The sequence below is a fragment of the Pseudomonas schmalbachii genome, from assembly GCF_017589465.1.
Classification (GTDB): Bacteria; Pseudomonadota; Gammaproteobacteria; order Pseudomonadales; family Pseudomonadaceae; genus Pseudomonas; species Pseudomonas schmalbachii.
Genome location: NZ_JAELYA010000003.1, coordinates 342,158 through 360,014, shown reverse-complemented (window position 1 = coordinate 360,014; position 17,857 = coordinate 342,158). Strand labels below are relative to the sequence as shown.

The 17,857-nt window shown below is 65.8% G+C and carries 17 protein-coding genes; 9 read left to right on the top strand and 8 right to left on the bottom strand.

The genetic code is table 11. The annotated features are described in order from the left end of the window. Positions 1-58 precede the first annotated feature (58 nt). Positions 59-829, bottom strand: coding sequence for a hypothetical protein (locus JFY56_RS10395; RefSeq protein ID WP_208313576.1), 771 nt, complete (start codon positions 827-829; stop codon positions 59-61). 170 nt (positions 830-999) lie between these two features. Between JFY56_RS10395 and aroC the strand changes: the two genes are divergently transcribed. The 5 genes from aroC to mtnC all read left to right on the top strand — a co-directional run bounded on the left by aroC (position 1,000) and on the right by mtnC (position 5,300). Further along, on the top strand, positions 1,000-2,091 hold the full coding sequence (aroC, locus tag JFY56_RS10390) for a chorismate synthase (protein WP_208313575.1): 1,092 nt from the start codon (positions 1,000-1,002) through the stop codon (positions 2,089-2,091). A 100-nt stretch (positions 2,092-2,191) separates the two neighbouring features. Next, positions 2,192-3,346, top strand: a complete 1,155-nt coding sequence (locus tag JFY56_RS10385; RefSeq protein ID WP_208313574.1) for an MFS transporter — start codon at positions 2,192-2,194, stop codon at positions 3,344-3,346. Beyond that, positions 3,343-3,960: a methylthioribulose 1-phosphate dehydratase gene (locus JFY56_RS10380; RefSeq protein ID WP_208313573.1), complete on the top strand. Its 618-nt coding sequence runs from the start codon at positions 3,343-3,345 to the stop codon at positions 3,958-3,960. The genes JFY56_RS10385 and JFY56_RS10380 overlap by 4 nt, the downstream gene beginning before the upstream one ends. After that, positions 3,957-4,502: a 1,2-dihydroxy-3-keto-5-methylthiopentene dioxygenase gene (locus JFY56_RS10375; protein ID WP_208313572.1), complete on the top strand. Its 546-nt coding sequence runs from the start codon at positions 3,957-3,959 to the stop codon at positions 4,500-4,502. The genes JFY56_RS10380 and JFY56_RS10375 overlap by 4 nt, the downstream gene beginning before the upstream one ends. A 114-nt stretch (positions 4,503-4,616) precedes the next feature. Next, positions 4,617-5,300: an acireductone synthase gene (gene mtnC / locus JFY56_RS10370; RefSeq protein ID WP_208313571.1), complete on the top strand. Its 684-nt coding sequence runs from the start codon at positions 4,617-4,619 to the stop codon at positions 5,298-5,300. Positions 5,301-5,467: 167 nt separating this feature from the next. Here the strand turns inward: mtnC and JFY56_RS10365 are convergent, their stop codons facing one another. Together JFY56_RS10365 and JFY56_RS10360 are read right to left on the bottom strand one after the other, a co-directional pair. Next, complete coding sequence (locus JFY56_RS10365; RefSeq protein WP_208313570.1) at positions 5,468-5,938, bottom strand: methylated-DNA--[protein]-cysteine S-methyltransferase; 471 nt, start codon at positions 5,936-5,938, stop codon at positions 5,468-5,470. A gap of 4 nt (positions 5,939-5,942) precedes the next feature. Further along, on the bottom strand, positions 5,943-6,842 hold the full coding sequence (locus JFY56_RS10360; RefSeq protein ID WP_208313569.1) for a DNA-3-methyladenine glycosylase family protein: 900 nt from the start codon (positions 6,840-6,842) through the stop codon (positions 5,943-5,945). Positions 6,843-7,010: 168 nt separating this feature from the next. On the opposite strand from JFY56_RS10360, the gene speE reads away from it, so the two are divergent. The 4 genes from speE (at position 7,011) to JFY56_RS10340 (ending at position 11,900) form a co-directional block, all read left to right on the top strand. Further along, complete coding sequence (speE, locus tag JFY56_RS10355; RefSeq protein ID WP_208313568.1) at positions 7,011-7,871, top strand: polyamine aminopropyltransferase; 861 nt, start codon at positions 7,011-7,013, stop codon at positions 7,869-7,871. Positions 7,872-8,200: 329 nt separating this feature from the next. Continuing rightward, positions 8,201-10,285, top strand: a complete 2,085-nt coding sequence (locus tag JFY56_RS10350; protein WP_208313567.1) for an LTA synthase family protein — start codon at positions 8,201-8,203, stop codon at positions 10,283-10,285. A gap of 438 nt (positions 10,286-10,723) precedes the next feature. Continuing rightward, positions 10,724-11,062 carry a ribonuclease E inhibitor RraB gene (locus JFY56_RS10345; RefSeq protein WP_208313566.1) on the top strand — a complete coding sequence of 113 codons (339 nt, stop codon included), beginning with the start codon at positions 10,724-10,726 and terminating at the stop codon, positions 11,060-11,062. A gap of 133 nt (positions 11,063-11,195) precedes the next feature. Further along, a complete protein-coding gene (locus JFY56_RS10340) occupies positions 11,196-11,900 on the top strand; it encodes a type 1 glutamine amidotransferase (protein ID WP_208313565.1) in 705 nt (234 codons plus the stop codon). Positions 11,901-12,005: 105 nt separating this feature from the next. Here JFY56_RS10340 and JFY56_RS10335 read toward each other — a convergent pair whose 3' ends face one another. The 5 genes from JFY56_RS10335 to ydcS form a co-directional block, all read right to left on the bottom strand. Continuing rightward, on the bottom strand, positions 12,006-13,430 hold the full coding sequence (locus tag JFY56_RS10335; RefSeq protein WP_208313564.1) for a gamma-aminobutyraldehyde dehydrogenase: 1,425 nt from the start codon (positions 13,428-13,430) through the stop codon (positions 12,006-12,008). Between the two features lie 40 nt (positions 13,431-13,470). Next, complete coding sequence (locus JFY56_RS10330) at positions 13,471-14,277, bottom strand: ABC transporter permease (protein WP_208313563.1); 807 nt, start codon at positions 14,275-14,277, stop codon at positions 13,471-13,473. Then, a complete protein-coding gene (locus JFY56_RS10325) occupies positions 14,267-15,178 on the bottom strand; it encodes an ABC transporter permease (RefSeq protein ID WP_208313562.1) in 912 nt (303 codons plus the stop codon). The genes JFY56_RS10330 and JFY56_RS10325 overlap by 11 nt, the downstream gene beginning before the upstream one ends. Further along, the gene (locus JFY56_RS10320) at positions 15,175-16,194 is read right to left on the bottom strand and encodes an ABC transporter ATP-binding protein (RefSeq protein ID WP_208313561.1); all 1,020 of its coding nucleotides are present in this window, start codon (positions 16,192-16,194) and stop codon (positions 15,175-15,177) included. Before JFY56_RS10320 ends, JFY56_RS10325 begins: the two co-directional genes overlap by 4 nt. 189 nt (positions 16,195-16,383) lie before the next feature. Continuing rightward, complete coding sequence (gene ydcS / locus JFY56_RS10315) at positions 16,384-17,541, bottom strand: putative ABC transporter substrate-binding protein YdcS (protein WP_208313560.1); 1,158 nt, start codon at positions 17,539-17,541, stop codon at positions 16,384-16,386. Between the last annotated feature and the right edge of the window lie 316 nt (positions 17,542-17,857).

Here is a 17,857-nt window from a genome sequence, read left to right as displayed (position 1 = left end):
CCGCGCTCGGGTGTTGGGCTTCACTGCGTTCAGCACCAACCTACGGGACGTGCACCGGTCAGCGCGTGGCGATCCAGATCAGCAGGATCGCCTGGAACACGGCGAACAGCGTCAGGCAAGCGATGATGAAGCGCAGGCTGGAGTCGTCGCGGCGGAAGGTCTCGATGCGCTGGCGCAACTGGCGGATTTCGCCTTCCTGGGCCTGTAGGTTGTGCTCGGCCTGTTCCAGCATCGCCGCCGCATCCAGCATCGACACGATCTGCAGCTTTTCCTTGTGCCAGTCGTCGTACAGCTCGCTGACCCGCCCGGCCGAGCAGTGCGCCTTGAGCTGGCGGTTGTCCTCGTAGCTGACATCGAAACCCTGGGCGCGCAGCACGTGGTCGCGGCGCAGGCGGGCCTCTTCGCTCGACACGTCCTTGATCCCCAGTACCGCGCCCTCGACCCGGTAATGCGCCCATTTCTGCTGCGCCCAGCCAATCCCCTGGGCCAGCAGGAACCGGCCCAGCCCACGGTTGGCCGGTTCGCTGGAGAAGCCGCTGTCGGCGCCGAAGCGCACCTCCCTGTTGCGATGGTCGACCCAGACCTCCAGCAGGTTCTGCTCCTTGCGCAGAGCCTGGCCGGGAAGCTGGACGGTCAGGCGCAGCAGGCTCTGCTCGTTGGAATGACGTTCCACCCGCCCCAACTGGACGAAGCGCAGCGGCCGCGTGCCGGTATGCGGATCGGCAGGCAGCGGCGCCAGGCGCAGCAGGCGGAACTGTTCCGCCGCCAGGTCCGCCCACGGGTGTGGCTGCTCGGTCTGCTCGGCAGGGCTTGTTTCGCTGTGAGTCATCAGGGCGCCTCGGGGCTGGCGAGGGAGGTCGAGACGGTTATCGGCAACTGGCGGCCATTCTTGAGGGTGCCGCCTGGCCACCAAGGCGCCCGCCGACGGTTCGCAGGGCGGGGCGCTGCGGGTATACTGCTCGGCCCTTCGAACAACGACGTATTTCCACGGAGCCTCGCATGTCCGGCAATACCTACGGCAAGCTGTTCACCGTCACCACGGCTGGCGAAAGCCATGGCCCGGCGCTGGTCGCCATCGTCGACGGCTGCCCGCCGGGGCTGGAGCTTTCCCTGGAAGACCTGCAGCGCGACCTCGACCGGCGCAAGCCCGGCACCAGCCGGCACACCACCCAGCGCCAGGAAGACGACGAGGTGGAAATCCTCTCCGGGGTGTTCGAGGGCAAGACCACCGGTACGCCGATCGGCCTGCTGATCCGCAATACCGACCAGAAATCCAAGGACTACTCGGCGATCAAGGACCTGTTCCGCCCGGCCCACGCCGACTACACCTACCACCACAAGTACGGCATCCGCGATTACCGTGGCGGCGGCCGTTCCTCGGCGCGCGAGACCGCCATGCGCGTGGCTGCCGGCGCCATCGCCAAGAAGTACCTGGCGACCCTGGGCATCCAGGTGCGCGGCTACATGAGCCAGCTCGGCCCCATCGAGATTCCCTTCAAGACCTGGGACAGCGTCGAGCAGAACGCCTTCTTCAGCCCCGATCCGGACAAGGTGCCGGAGCTGGAGGCCTACATGGACCAGCTGCGCCGTGACCAGGACTCGGTCGGCGCGAAGATCACCGTGGTCGCCGAAGGCGTGCCGCCGGGCCTCGGCGAGCCGATCTTCGACCGCCTGGACGCCGAGCTGGCCCACGCGCTGATGAGCATCAACGCGGTGAAGGGCGTGGAAATCGGCGCCGGTTTCGCCAGCGTCGCCCAGCGCGGCACCGAGCACCGTGATGAGCTGACTCCGCAGGGCTTCCTGTCGAACAACGCCGGCGGCATCCTCGGCGGCATTTCCTCCGGACAGCCGATCGTCGCCAACCTGGCGCTGAAACCGACCTCCAGCATCACCACCCCAGGCCGCTCCATCGATGTGAACGGCAACCCGGTGGACGTGATCACCAAGGGCCGCCACGACCCCTGCGTCGGCATCCGCGCCACCCCCATCGCCGAGGCGATGATGGCCATCGTGCTGCTGGACCACCTGCTGCGTCATCGTGCGCAGAATGCCGGGGTGAGCGTCTCGACGCCGGTACTGCCGCAATTGTGATTGCTGTCGTAGGTTGGGCTGAGCGCAGCGAAGCCCAACAGCGAGGCTCGGCGTTGGGCTTCGTCGCGTTGCTCCTCAACCCAACCTACATGACGATCTGATGCAGCCCGCGTTGCCCTACTGGCGCCTGTCCAGCTTCTACTTCTTCTATTTCTGCCTGCTGGGCGGGACGGCGCCGTTTCTCGCCCTTTATTTTCATCACCTGGGCTTCTCCAGCGCGCGGATCGGCGAGCTGGTGGCGATTCCCATGCTGATGCGTTGCGTCGCGCCGAACATCTGGGGCTGGCTCGGCGACTGGAGCGGGCGGCGGCTGGCCATCGTGCGCTTCGGCGCGCTGGCGACTGCGCTGAGCTTCTCGACCATCTTTCTCAGCCATAGCTACGCCTGGCTGGCGATGGTGATGGCCCTGCATGCGTTCTTCTGGCACGCGGTGCTGCCGCAGTTCGAGGTGATCACCCTGGCGCATCTCGGCCAACGTACCGAGACCTACAGCCGCATCCGCCTGTGGGGCTCGATCGGTTTCATCTGCACCGTGGTCGGGCTCGGCAAGCTGTTCGAACTGGCGAGCCTGGACGCCTATCCGCTGGCGCTGCTGGCGATCATGCTCGGCATCGTTGCCAGCAGCTGGTGGGTGCCCAACGCCCAGCCGTCCTGGCGCCAGGGTGCCGAGGAAGCTGGTGGTTTCCTCGCCCAGCTGCTGCAGCCCGGCGTGCTGGCGTTCTACCTGTGCGTGTGCCTGATGCAGCTGTCCCACGGGCCGTACTACACATTCCTGACCCTGCACCTGGAAGCGCTCGGCTACAGCCGCGGGGTGATCGGCCTGCTGTGGGCGCTCGGCGTGGTGGCCGAGGTGATCCTGTTCCTGGTGATGCCGCGTCTGCTCGGGCGCTTCACCCTGCGCCAGGTGCTGGCGGCGAGCTTCCTGCTGGCGGCGCTGCGCTGGCTGCTGCTGGGCAGCCTGGCCGAGCATCTGCTGGTGCTGCTGTTCGCCCAGCTGATGCACGCGGCGACCTTCGGCAGCTTCCACGCGGCCTGCATACACTTCGTCCAGCGCACCTTCCAGGCGCGCCAGCAGGGGCAGGGCCAGGCGCTGTACGCCGCGCTGGCCGGCACCGGCGGCGCGCTGGGTTCGCTTTACTCCGGCTATAGCTGGAGTAGCCTGGGTCCGGCCTGGACCTTCGCCATCGCCAGCCTCGCGGCACTCGGCGCGGCGATCATGATCAGCACCTGCCTGAAGAAAGAGGAGAGGGCATGAGCGACAACTGTGAAGAGCTGACCCGGCAGATCATCGAAGCCGGTCGCTTCCTCTATTCCCGCGGCTGGTCCCCGGCGACCAGCAGCAACTACTCGGCGCGCCTGGCCGCCGATCAAGCGCTGCTGACGGTGTCCGGCAAGCACAAGGGCCAGCTCGGCGTCGACGACGTGCTGGCCACCGACCTGGCCGGCAATAGCCTGGAGCCGGGCAAGAAGCCCTCCGCCGAAACCCTGCTGCACACCCAGCTCTACGCCTGGCGGCCGGAGATCGGCGCGGTGCTGCATACCCATTCGGTGAACGCCACCGTGCTGTCGCGGATGGTCCCGGGCGACCGCCTGGAGCTGGAGGACTACGAACTGCAGAAGGCCTTCGCCGGCGTGACCACCCATGAAGGCCGGGTGATCGTGCCGATCTTCGACAACGACCAGGACATCGCCCGCCTGGCGGACAAGGTCCAGCCCTGGCTGGAGGCCCATCCGGATTGCCCGGGTTACCTGATCCGCGGCCACGGCCTGTACACTTGGGGAGCGCGCATGAGCGATGCCCTGCGCCAGGTGGAAGCCTTCGAGTTCCTGTTCGAATGTGAATTGAAAGAGATGAGCCTGCGCCGATGAGTAGCCTGACCGTTTACCACGAATCCCAGCCCGAGCAGCCGTTGAAGCTGCTGACCAACGTAGAAGACATCGCCGCCACCCTGGACGAAGTCGGTGTGCGTTTCGAGCGCTGGGCCGCCAACGCCCCGATCGCCCCCGGCGCCAGCCAGGACGAGGTGATCGCCGCCTACCGCCACGAAATCCAGCGCCTGATGGACGAGCAGGGCTACGTCACCGTCGACGTGATCAGCCTGAACGCCGATAACCCGCAGAAGGACGAACTTCGCGCCAAGTTCCTCGACGAACACCGTCATGGCGAGGACGAAGTGCGCTTCTTCGTCGCCGGTCGCGGCCTGTTCACCCTGCACATCGACGATCATGTCTACGCCGTGCTGTGCGAGAAGAACGACCTGATCTCGGTGCCGGCCGGCACCCCCCACTGGTTCGACATGGGCGAGCGCCCGCACTTCGTCGCCATCCGCCTGTTCAACAACCCGGAAGGCTGGGTCGCGAAGTTCACCGGCGACGACATCGCCAAGCGTTTTCCGCAGCTGGAAGATTGAACAGCCAATGATGTGGTGGGTTGCACCCGCCCTACATCTTCACGCCATCCGTAGCCACGTAGGATGGGTTGAGCGAAGCGATACCCATCGTTGCCGCACAACCGGAGTACCTGAATGTCCATCAAAGCCATCCTCACCGACATCGAAGGCACCACCAGCGCCGTCAGCTTCGTCTTCGATGTGCTGTTCCCCTACGCCGCGGCGCACCTGCCGGATTACGTCCGCGAGCATGCCGACGAACCGGCGGTCGCCGGGCAACTGGCGGCGGTGCGTAAGGAGAGCGGCGAGGCGCAGGCGGATGTCGAGCGCTGCATCGAGATTCTTCTCGGCTGGATCGCCGAGGACCGCAAGGCCACGCCGCTGAAGGCGCTGCAGGGGATGGTCTGGGAGCAGGGCTACAAGGCCGGGCAGCTCAAGGGCCACGTCTATCCGGACGCGGTGGATGCGCTGCGCCGCTGGCACGACGAGGGCTATGCGCTGTACGTCTATTCCTCCGGCTCGATCCAGGCGCAGAAGCTGATCTTCGGCTGCTCCGAAGCGGGCGACCTGACTCCGCTGTTCTCCGGCTATTTCGATACCACTTCGGGCGGCAAGCGCGAGGCGGCGTCCTATGAGCGGATCGGCGCCGCCATCGGCCTGCCCGCCGAGAGCATCCTGTTCCTCTCCGACGTGGTGCAGGAACTGGACGCGGCGCAGGAAGCCGGCATGCAGACCGTCGGCCTGGCCCGCGAGGGCGGGGTGCTGGAAGGGCACGATACCGTCGCCAGCTTCGCGGTGATCGATCTGGCGCGGTTGTAACGATTCCCCGCCCGGCGCAGCAGTCGACCCGTAGGTTGGCGCTGAGCCTGCGAAGCCCAACAGCATTGGAGCAGGCCCCACCAGATGTTGGGCTTCACTGCGTTCAGCGCCAACCTACGGGTGACCTCACAGCCAGCCCGGTAGGATGGGTTGTTGCATCTCTCCTGTCACAGCCAGGCGCCTTCCAGGCGCAGCAGCAGTTCCTTTCTCTCCAGGCCGCCGCCGTAGCCGGTGAGGCTGCCGTCGCGGCCGATCACCCGGTGGCAGGGGATGATCACGGCGATGGGGTTGGCGCCGTTGGCGGCGCCGACGGCGCGCATCGCTTTCGGCCGGCCGATGCGTTCGGCCAGTTCGGCGTAGCAGGTGGTGCGGCCGAAGGGGATTTCCAGCAGCGCCTGCCAGACTTCGCGCTGGAATTCTGTCCCTTTCGGCGCCAGACGCAGGTCGAAGGTCTGCCGCTTGCCGGCGAAGTATTCGTCGAGCTGACGCACCACATCGTCCAGTTGGTCCGTGGCTTCGCTCCAGTCGGGCGGCAGCGTGTAGGCTTCCGCGGCGTCCATGTGCAGCAGGTACAGGCCCTGTTCGTCGCCGGCCAGCAGCAGGCGGCCGATGGGGCTGTCGTGGTAGCGGTAGTACATGGAATCAACCTCCGTTCGCATAGCTTTGCCATAGATAGACCGCCGCGTAGGCGCGCCACGGCCGCCAGGCTTCGGCGCGGCGGGCCAGTTCGCGGGCGCTGATGCCTCCTTCGCCCCACACCGGCGCCTTGAGCAGGCCGAGGTCGGCGGCGGGGAAGGCATCCGCCTCGCCGAAGGCGCGCAGGGCGACGTACTCGGCGGTCCAAGGACCGATGCCGGGGAGGGCGCAGAGCCGCTGCACCAGCGCTTCGGCGCCATCCTCCACATGCAGGGCGAGGGCGCCGCTGGCGCAGGCCTCGGCGAAGCGCTGCAGGGTCGCCACCCGCTTGCCGGGCATGCCGATGCCATCGAGATTGGCGCCGGCCAGGGCTTCCGGCGTCGGGAACAGCCGCCGGGGGCCGTCGGCCCGGGCATTCGGCAGCGGCTCGCCGAGGCGTTCGACCAGGCGGCCGGTGATGGTCACGGCGGCCTTCACCGTCACCTGCTGGCCGACGATGGCGCGCACCGCCTGCTCGAACGGATCGAAGGCGGTGGGCAAGCGCAGGCCCGGATGGTTTTCCAGCAGCGGCTTCAGCAGCGGGTCGGCGCCCAGATGGGCGGCCACCTGCCGGGGATCGGCGTCCAGATCGAACATCCGCCGAACCCGTGCCACCAGCGCCTGTGCATGGGCGGCAGCCTGCGGATCGAGGTACAGCTGCAGTTCCAGCGCGGCTTCGTCGTCCAGCGGAGCGACGCTGAACCAGCCGGCGTGGCCGTCCATGCGTACGCTGCGGCTGTAGCGGCGCGGCTCCAGGCATTCGACGCCGGGGAGGGCGCGCAGGGCGAAGTGCTGGTGGAACTGCTGCCAGTCCCAGGGGGCGAGGTAGGGCAGGTGCAGGGTCTGCGGCATCGTCGTGGCGTTCATGAGCGGACGATAACCGCTGCCGGTCCGCCTGTCCTCCCGCAACTGACTTTCAAACTCGCGGGGTTCGACCTGTAATGTCGTGCGGCGTAGAATGCGCGCCTCATTTTCGGGGCGAGGCGGAATCGTTCCGTTTCGCGTCTACCACTGTCCTGCCCGGGAGCCCCGCCCATGCGTGATTATCAGGAAACCCTCTACGAAGGCTACGGCCAGCGTTTCAGCGTCGACAAGATGCTCCATGAAGTGCGTACCGAGCACCAGCACCTGGTGATCTTCGAGAATGCCCGCATGGGCCGCGTGATGGCGCTCGACGGGGTGATCCAGACCACCGAGGCCGACGAGTTCATCTACCACGAGATGCTCACCCACGTGCCGATCCTCGCCCACGGCGCCGCCAAACGCGTGCTGATCGTCGGCGGCGGCGATGGCGGCATGCTGCGCGAAGTGGCCAAGCACGCCGGCGTCGAGCACATCACCATGGTCGAGATCGACGGCACCGTGGTCGACATGTGCAAGGAATTCCTGCCGAAGCACTCCAACGGCGCCTACGACGATCCGCGCCTGAACCTGGTGATCGACGACGGTATGCGTTTCGTCGCCACCACCCAGGAGAAGTTCGACGTGATCATCTCCGACTCCACCGACCCGATCGGCCCGGGCGAGGTGCTGTTCTCGGAGAACTTCTACCAGGCCTGCCGCCGCTGCCTGAACGATGGCGGCGTGCTGGTGACGCAGAACGGCACCCCGTTCATGCAACTGGACGGCGTGCGCAACACCGCCGGCCGGATGAACGGCCTGTTCGCCGACTGGCACTTCTACCATGCGGCCGTGCCGACCTATATCGGCGGCTCCATGACCTTCGCCTGGGGCGCCGCCGATGCCGCCCTGCGCAAGGTGGACCTGGAAACCCTGCGCCAGCGCTTCGCCGCCAGCGGCATCGTCACCCGCTACTACAACCCGGAAGTCCACCAGGGCGCCTTCGCCCTGCCGCAGTACGTGCTGCAGGCCATCGGCAAGTCCAGCAACGCGTGACTCCCTCCCGGGGGCTGTTGACGTTTCGTTCCGAGCGGTGCGTCAACAGACCCTATGTCGGCGTGACATTTTCTTCACGTCGATGCAGGCATGCTACCGGGCTGGCTGGTAGCATGCGGATAAGATTGCGATTCATTCCTGTTTGTCCCCTCTGCCACAGATCAATAGAATGCGCCGCCAGGGCTGATTCCGACGCGTGTCTTTGCACGCTGGTACAGCCTGCGTTCTAATGCCGCGGCACTTTTCAGGCGCGTCAACGAACCGACGCGAGGGAGCGTCCAGCGCTCCCGGCACATTCCACTTTCCAGTAAGCAACGACGGAACCTCCCATGGGTCAACCGGAAGTCATAAGCGAACGTCAAACAGGCATGCGCCTCGTGCGGCCCACCGTGGCCAGCCACCTGACCTTCACCCTGCGGGCCACGCTGGCGCTGATGGTGATGTTCTCCCTGCTGCGCCTTGCATTGTTCATCTATAACCGCGACCTGGTCGGCAACACCCCGACCAGCACCTTCTTCGAAGCCTTCATCACCGGCATGCGCTTCGATATCCGCGCCGTCGTCTACGGCATCGCGCCGCTGGTATTCGCCATCGCCAGCGCCCGGGCGATGGCCGCGCGCGGTGTCTGGCGCATCTGGCTGACCATATTCGCCAGCATCACCCTGTTCCTCGGCGTGATCGAGCTGGACTTCTACCGCGAATTCCACCAGCGCCTGAACAGCCTGGTGTTCCAGTACATGTCGGAAGACCCGAAGACCGTGATGAGCATGCTCTGGTACGGCTTCCCGGTGGTCCGCTACCTGCTGGCCTGGACAGTCGCCACCTGGGTGCTGTACCAGGTGTTCAAGCGCATCGACCTGGCCTCCCGGCCGAGCGTCGCCGGTCCGCAGCTCGCTGCCTGGTATCTGCGCGTTCCGGTGATGCTGCTGGTCGTCGTGGTCTGCGTGGTCGCCGCCCGCGGCACCCTGCGCCAGGGTCCGCCGCTGCGCTGGGGCGATGCCTTCACCACCGAGTCGATGTTCGCCAACCAGCTCGGCCTGAACGGCACCCTGACCCTGATCAAGGCCGCGGAAAGCCGCTTCTCCGAAGACCGCGACAACATCTGGAAGGCTTCCCTGCCGGTCGATCAGGCCCGCGACATCGTGCGCAGCATGCTGCTGATGTCGGACGAGAAGCTGGTCGATGCCGATGAAGCCGCCATCCGCCGCGACTACACCCCGCCGGCCGACGGCACCCTGCCGGTCAAGAACGTGGTGGTGATCCTCATGGAGAGCTTCGCCGGCCGCTATGTCGGCGCGCTCGGTGCGTCGGGCAACATCACGCCGTACTTCGACCAGCTGTCGAAGGAAGGCCTGCTGTTCACCCGCTACTTCTCCAACGGCACCCACACCCACCAGGGCATGTTCGCCACCATGGCGTGCTTCCCGAACCTGCCGGGCTTCGAATACCTGATGCAGACGCCGGAAGGCGGCCACAAGTTCTCCGGCCTGCCGCAGTTGCTCAGCGCGCGCCATTTCGAAGACGTCTACGTCTACAACGGCGATTTTGCCTGGGACAACCAGTCTGGCTTCTTCAGCAACCAGGGCATGACCACCTTCGTCGGCCGCAACGACTTCGTGAACCCGGTGTTCTCCGACCCGACCTGGGGCGTCTCCGACCAGGACATGTTCGCCCGTGGCAACGAGGAACTGGACAAGCTGGAAGCCAGCGGCAAGCCGTTCTACGCGCTGCTGCAGACCCTTTCCAACCACACGCCGTACGCGCTGCCGAAGGACCTGCCGGTGGAGAAGGTGACCGGCAACGGCAATCTCGACGAGCACCTGACCGCCATGCGCTACTCCGACTGGGCGCTGGGGCAGTTCTTCGAGAAGGCGAAGAAGTCGCCGTACTACAAGGACACCCTGTTCGTGGTGGTGGGCGACCATGGCTTCGGCGCGCCCGACCAACTGACCGAAATGGACCTGCACCGCTTCAACGTGCCGATGCTGTTCATCGCGCCCGGCATCCAGCAGAAGTTCGGCGCCAGCCGCGACATCGTCGGCACCCAGGTCGACATCGTGCCGACCATCATGGGTCGCCTCGGCGGCGAGGTGCGTCACCAGTGCTGGGGTCGCGATCTGCTCAACCTGCCTGCGGGCGACAAGGGCTTCGGCGTGATCAAGCCGTCCGGCAGCGAGCAGGTGGTGGCGATCATTTCCGACAACCGCATCCTGGTCAAACCGAAGGAAGGCGATATCCGCGTCTACGACTACAAGCTGGGCGCCAGCCCGCGTGCCGACCGGATCGACCAGCCCGCCGACCAGGAGGATCTGCGCAAGCGCCTGGAGTCGTTCATCCAGACCGCGACCAAGAGCCTGCTGGACAACACCGCCGGTGTGGTGGATGGCAAGCCCGACACGAAGAGCGGCGGCTGACGGAAAGGGGCCTTCGGGTCCCTTTCTTCTGTGTAGGGCGGGTGAAACCCGCCATGCCATCTCCGGACTGGCGGGTTGCACCCGCCCTACCTGCTTTCCTTTTCCCAGCACCCACCGGGTAACCCCAGCGCTGGGAAATTGACATCCCTGCAGGCGGCGCGGACTGCCGCCTGTCGCCGCCAGCGGTACGATCCGCCAAAGGGCCGGCATTCGGCCTGCATTGGCGCTACGCTGAATCCAATGGCTGTCGAGGTTATTCGGCAGACGCCTCAACTTTGTGCGTTCGCCGAAGATGACTGCCTGTTTGTGGACGTTGATCCAACTTGGCGTTTACCGGGCGCAAACCAGTGTCCTCCGCGTGCCCGGTTGGGAAGCGGGGAGGCGCCCGGATTCAGGAAACTAGGGTGAAACTGAATGTCACGAAAGGAGGTGCGTACCATGGAAAAGCCCCTCTCGGAGGATATCAGCGTCAACGTATTGCGCCGCATGAAGGAAGGTGGGTTCGACTTCGCTCGCATTCACCCCATCGACTTTTACGCCATCTTTGCCGATGAGCAGAACGCCCGGAAGGCCGCCCGGCAGTTCCGGGGAGAATCGCTGAGGGCCCAGGTCGAAGAGCGTCAGGATGGCGGCTGGAACCTGCAGATCAGCAAGGTGATGTTCGCCACCCACGCGGCGATTGGCGCGTTCGAACACGATCTTGAGGAAATCGTGGTGCCACTCGGAGGTGTACTCGACGGTTGGGGCGTCACTCAGGAAGTGACGTCGTTACGCTGACAGGGCGATTCGCGGCCCTTCGCGGTTGCAAGGCAAGCTCCCTATCACGAACGCGCGCCGTCGCCATCCAGGCGGCGCGGGTTCCGTGTTCTGGGGGTTTATGGGGCCGAGGCTTTGCGGCAGACTGCGCCGCATGAGCGAAATCCTGATCCTTACCCACGCGGACTTCTGTCCTCCCGGCCACCTGGCGAACGTGCTCGACCGGGCCGGCCACTCCTTCGACGTGCTGCGCGCCGATCTCGGCGAGCTGGACGGCTACGACCTGCAGCGGCCCCGGGCCGTCGCGATCATGGGCGGGCCAATGAGCGTGAACGACGACCTCGACTGGCTGAAGGCCGAAGTCGCGGCGCTGCGCCAGTTCATCGAGCGCCGGGTGCCGATGATCGGCCACTGCCTCGGCGGTCAGCTATTGGCCAGGGCGCTGGGCGCGGCCATCCGCCACCAACCCTATACCGAACTGGGCTGGCAGCCCATGCGCCGCCAGGAGTCGCGTAGCCCGTGGCTGGCGCATCTGCCCGAGGAATTTCCGATCTACCAGTGGCATGGCGACACCTTCGACCTGCCGCCGGGCGCCGAGCACTTGCTGTCCAGCCCCTGGTGCGAGAACCAGGCGTTCAGCTGGGGCGGCTTCGTCCTCGGTTTGCAGGGCCATCCGGAGATGACCGAGGAACTGGTGCACGGCTGGGTCACCGGCTTCCCGCAATACCTCGACCCGAGCCAGCCGAGCCAGGAGACGGCGGAAGCGATGCTCGCTGACCTGCCGGCCAAGGTCGCGGCGATGAATCGCGTGGCCGAGGGCTTCTACAGCCATTGGCTGAAGCTGGCGGAACTCGCGTAGGTTGGCTTTTCGTAGGTTGGGCTGAGCGCAGCGAAGCCCAACGTTGCCATGCCCGGCGGATGTTGGGCTTCGCTGCGCTCAGCGCCAACCTACAAATCAACGGCTTCAATGCTTGAACATGATGTGCCGCGCCACCGTGTAGTCCTCCAGGCCGTACATCGACAGGTCCTTGCCGTAGCCCGACTGCTTGAAGCCGCCGTGGGGCATTTCGCTGACCAGCATGAAGTGCGTGTTCACCCAGGTGCAGCCGTACTGCAGGCGTGCGGCGACCCGTGAGGCGCGGCCGATGTCGCGGGTCCACACCGAGGACGCCAGGCCGTAGTCGGAGTCGTTGGCCCAGCGGATCGCCTCGTCGGCATCGCTGAACGGCGTGACCGAAACCACCGGGCCGAATACCTCGCGGCGGACGATCTCGTCGTCCTGCTGGGCGTTGGCCACCACCGTCGGTTCGTAGAAGAAGCCCTTGCCGGCCACCAGGTTGCCGCCGGTGGCGATGCTGATGTGCGGGCTGGCCTTGGCCCGTTCGACGAAGCCGGAAACCCGGTCGCGCTGGGCTGCGGTGATCAGCGGGCCGAGTTCGGTGGCCGGGTCGTTCTGCAGGCCGGTCTTCAGGCTCGACACGGCGCTGACGAGGTCGGCGACGAAGTTGTCGTAGATCTTCTTGCCGGCGTAGATGCGGCAGGCTGCGGTGCAGTCCTGGCCGGCGTTGTAGAAGCCGAAGGTGCGGATGCCGGCGACCACGTCCTGAAGGTCGGCATCGTCGAACACGATCACCGGCGCCTTGCCGCCCAGTTCCATGTGCATACGCTTAACGTTTTCCGCCGCGCTGCGGATGATCGACTTGCCGGTACCGACCGAGCCGGTCAGGGAAACCATCCGTACCAGGTCGTGGCTGACCAGCGCATTGCCCGTCGAGGTTCCGCGGCCGCAGACCATGTTCACCACGCCGGCGGGGAACAGTTCGGCGATGAACTCGGCAAGGCGCAGGGCGGTCAGCGGCGTCTGTTCGGAGGGCTTGAGCACCACCGTGTTGCCGGCGGCCAGCGCCGGGCCGAGCTTCCAGGCGGCCATCATCAGCGGATAGTTCCACGGCGCGATGGAAGCGACCACGCCGACCGGATCGCGGCGGATCATCGAGGTGAAGCCGGGCAGGTATTCGCCCGCCGCAGAGCCAGGCAGGCAGCGGCAGGCACCGGCGAAGAAGCGGAACACATCGGCGATGGCCGGGATTTCATCGTTGAGCGCAGCCGAATAGGGCTTGCCGCAATTGTCGGATTCGAGGCGGGCGAGCTCTTCGCCGTGTTCCTCGATCTTGTCCGCCAGACGCAGCAGGAGCATCGCGCGGTCCTTCGGTGCGGTCTGCGACCAGCCGTCGAAGGCCGCATCGGCGGCCCGCACCGCACCATCCACCTGGGCCTCGCTGGCCTCGGCGATCTTGCCGATGACTTCGCCCGTCGCCGGGTTGAGGATATCCAGCGCCTCGCCTTCGCCGGCGACGAAATGGCCGTTGATCAGCAGTTTGGTTTGCATGAGATCGGTCCTCCTCTCAGGGCTTGGTGGGAGAGATGGGTTACTTGCCGCCTCCTGCCACGTCACTGGTTCCCCGGGTCAGGTAATAGGCGCCGAGGATCGGCAGCATGGTGGCGAGCATCACCAGCATCGCCACCACGTTGGTCACTGGCACGTCGCGCGGGCGGGTGAGCTGGTTGAGCAGCCACAGCGGCAGGGTGCGCTCATGGCCGGCAGTGAAGGTGGTGACGATGATCTCGTCGAACGACAGGGCGAAGGCCAGCATGCCGCCGGCCAGCAGGGCGGTGGCGATGTTCGGCAGGATCACGTAGCGGAAGGTCTGCCAGCCATCGGCGCCGAGGTCCATGCTCGCCTCGATCAGGCTCACGGAGGTGCGGCGGAAGCGGGCGATCACGTTGTTGTAGACGATCACCACGCAGAACGTCGCGTGGCCGATGACGATGGTCAGGAAGCCCGCGTCGATGCCGAGGGTCTTGAACGCCGAGAGCAGGGCGATGCCGGTGATGATGCCGGGCAGGGCGATGGGCAGGATCAGCATCAGCGAGATGCCTTCCTTGCCGAAGAAGTCCCGCCGGTACAGCGCGCCGGCGGCGAGGGTGCCGAGGACCATGGCGATCAGCGTGGCGACGGCGGCGATCTTCACCGACAGCACGATGGCATCCAGCACGTCGCCGCGCTGGGCGGCGATGGAGAACCATTTCAGGGTGAAGCCCTGCAGCGGGAAGCTGTAGGCCGAATCCTCGGTGTTGAAGGCGTAGAGCAGGATTACCAGGATCGGGAAGTGCAGGAACACCAGCCCGCCCCAGGCGGCCAGGCGCAGGCCCCAGGAAGCCCTTTCAGAGTGCATCGAAAGCCCCCAAGCGTTTGGCGATGGACAGGTAGATGGCGATCAGCACGATCGGCACCAGGGTGAAGGCGGCGGCCAGCGGCATGTTGCCGATCGCCCCCTGCTGCACGTAGACCATGGTGCCGATGAACAGCCCGCTGGGTCCCACCAACTGCGGGATGATGAAATCGCCGAGGGTCAGGCTGAAGGTGAAGATCGAGCCGGCCACCACGCCGGGGAAGGCCAGCGGCAGGGTGACCTGCATGAAGGTCTGCCGCGGATGCGCGCCGAGGTCGGCGGAAGCCTGCAGCAGCGACGGCGGCAGGCGTTCCAGCGCGGCCTGGATCGGCAGGATCATGAACGGCAGCCAGATGTAGGTGAACACCCAGAAGCGCCCGATGTGCGAGGTGGACAGCGTGTTGCCGCCCACGCCGGGCACTTCCAGCAGGTAGTCGAGCAATCCTTCCAGATGCAGCTTGGTGATCACCCAGTAGAGGATGCCGCCCTTGGCCAGGATCACCGTCCAGGCGTAGGCCTTGACGATGTAGCTGGCCCACATCGGCAGCATCACCGCGATATAGAAGAAGGCCTTTTCCTTCGGCCCGGCGAACAGCGCCATGTAGTAGGCGATGGGGAAGGCGAGGATGGCGCTGGCGATGGACACCGCGATGGCCATGGTCAGGGTGCGCAGGACTATGTCGTAGTTGGCCGGGTTGAGCAGCGCGACGTAGTTCGCCAGGGTCAGGTCCGGCGTCACCGCCATGGTGAAGTCGTCGAAGGTGTAGAAGCTCTGCCAGAGCAGGGCGAACAGCGAGCCGATGTAGATCACGCCGAACCACAGCAGCGGCGGTATCAGCAGCATCAGCAGGTACAGCGTGCTGCGGCGGTAGAAGAAGCTGGAGATGCCGCGCGTCAGGCTCATGGGCCGGGTTCCTCGCGCAGCGGCACCAGCGCGCTGCGCGCCCAGCAGGCGGTGACCGCCTCACCAGGCTGCGGCCGAGATTCTTCGCGCTCGCTATGGGGCAGGGCGGCGACCAGTCGCTCGCCGCTGTCCAGTTCGATCTCGTAGCGGCTGTTGGAGCCCATGTACTGCACGTCGAACAGCGTGCCGGCGACTTCCAGTTCGCCATCCCCTGCGCGACCGAAGCGCACGTGTTCCGGACGCAGGGAGAACTCCTTCTTCTCGCCGAGCAGGCGCTGGGACAGGTCGCCGCGCAGCACGTTGGCGGTGCCGACGAACTCCGCGACGAAGCGCGTGGCCGGGCGCATGTAGAGGTTGCGCGGGGTGTCGACCTGTTCGATGCGGCCCTTGTTGAACACCGCCACCCGGTCGGACATCGACAGTGCCTCGCCCTGGTCATGGGTGACGAAGATGAAGGTGATGCCGAGCTGGCGCTGCAGCTTCTTCAGCTCCACCTGCATCTGCTCGCGCAGCTTGAGGTCGAGGGCGCCGAGGGGTTCGTCGAGCAGCAGCACACGCGGACGATTCACCAGCGCACGGGCCAGTGCCACGCGCTGGCGCTGGCCACCGGAAAGCTGCGCCGGCTTGCGCGAACCGTAGCCGGCGAGGGCGACCATGCCCAAGGCTTCCTCGGCGCGCCCGAGGCGCTCGGACTTGCCGACGCCTTTCACCTTCAGGCCGTAGGCGACGTTCTCCAGCACGCTCATGTGCGGGAACAGCGCGTAGTCCTGAAACACCGTGTTGACGTCGCGCTGGTACGGCGGCAGGCCGGCGGCCTCTTCGCCATGGATGCGGATGGAGCCCGAGGTCGGCTGCTCGAAACCGGCGATCAGGCGCAGGCAGGTTGTCTTGCCGGAACCGGATGGGCCGAGCATGGAGAAGAATTCGCCATCGCGGATATCGATGGAAACCCGGTCGACGGCGCGTACCTCGCCGTAGTGACGGCTCACGTCGGTGAACTGGACGGCTGTGGTCATGCTGGGGCTGCCCGCGTTGCTGGTTTGCTACAGAAAAGGTAGCGCATGGGGGCTTTAGTGCGCGGCGGGGCGCATCGTGGGCCGAGGCGTCGGTGGCACATCGTAGGTTGGCGCTGAACGCAGTGAAGCCCAACATTTGCCGAGCCGTGGCACCGTTGGGCTTCGCAAGCTCAGCACCAACCTACGTTCCTATCGTCCACCCATGATCGCGATGTAGTCCTGCGTCCAGCGGCTGTACGGCACGCATTGCCCCTGGGAGCACTTGGCCTGCGGGGTCTTCCAGAAGGCGATGCGTTCGAAGTTCTCGTAGCCGTTGGTGGCGCAGCCTTCCGCGCCGAGCAGGGTGCTGGCCTTGCAGCCTTCCGGCACCGCCGGCACCGAGCCGAACCAGGAGGCGAGGTCGCCCTGCACCTTGGGTTCCAGCGACCAGTTCATCCACTTGTAGGCGCAGGTCGGGTGCTTGGAGTCGACATGCATCATGGTGGTATCGGCCCAACCCGTGGAGCCCTCCACCGGGATGGTCGAGGCGATCGGCTGTTTCTCACCCTCCAGCGCGTTCACCTGATAGGGCCAGGAGCCGGACGCGGCGACACCTTCGTTCTTGAAGTCGCTCATCTGCACCGTCGCGTCGTGCCAGTAGCGGTGGATCAGCTTCTGCTGTTCGCGCAGCAGCTTGACCGCCGCGGCGTACTGCTCGTCGTTCAATTCATAGGGGTCGGTGATGTTCAGTTCGGGCCGGGTAGTGCGCAGGTAGAGCGCGGCATCGGCGATATAGATCGGGCCGTCGTAAGCCTGTACGCGACCCTTGTTGCTCTTGCCGTCCGGCAGGTTCTGCTCCTTGAACACCACCGCCCAGCTTTGCGGGGCTTTCGGGAAGACCTTGGTGTTGTACATCAGCACGTTCGGCCCCCACTGGTAGGGCGTGCCGTAGTGGGCGCCGTCGACGGTATGCCAGGGGCTGTTCTGCAGGCGCTGGTCGACGTTCTTCCAGTTCGGGATCAGCTCGATGTTGATCGGCTGCACGCGCTTGCCGTAGACCAGCCGCAGCGAGGCGTCTCCGGAGGCGGTGACCAGGTCGTAGCCGCCCTTGGCCATCAGGCTGACCATTTCGTCGGAGGTGGCGGCAGTCTTCACGTTGACCTTGCAGCCGGTGTCCTTCTCGAACTGGGTCACCCAGTCGTAGTTCTTGTCGCTTTCGCCGCGCTCGATGTAGCCGGGCCAGGCGATGATGTCGAGGGCGCCTTCGGGCGTGCCGAGCTGTTTGAGCGCTTCGGCGGCCTGCAGCGAGCCGCTGGAGATGACACAGGCGCTGGCGAAAGCCAGGGAGGCGAATTTCAGTGAAGGCATGGACGGGACTCCAGTTGTTCCGGATGTCGGAGCCTCTGCGGCCGAACCGCGCCGAACGGGGGCACCGTGGCGACAGCAGCGTGCCATTACCGCCCGGGCACGCATTTGCAGCGTAGTCGTGGCCCCATGGGCTGACAAGGACGGTCCGGGGCCGGAAAAGCCCAGAATGGAGCGGCTGCGGCGGGTGCATGCACAGGTGTGCACCGTCGCAGTGCGCAGAAACCGCTGCAGATTTCCAAGTCATTGAAGATAAAGGATTTATTTCCTGGCGCGAGCCTTGCAACGCTCCTCTTGCCGCGAAACAGCGCGGCAGCAA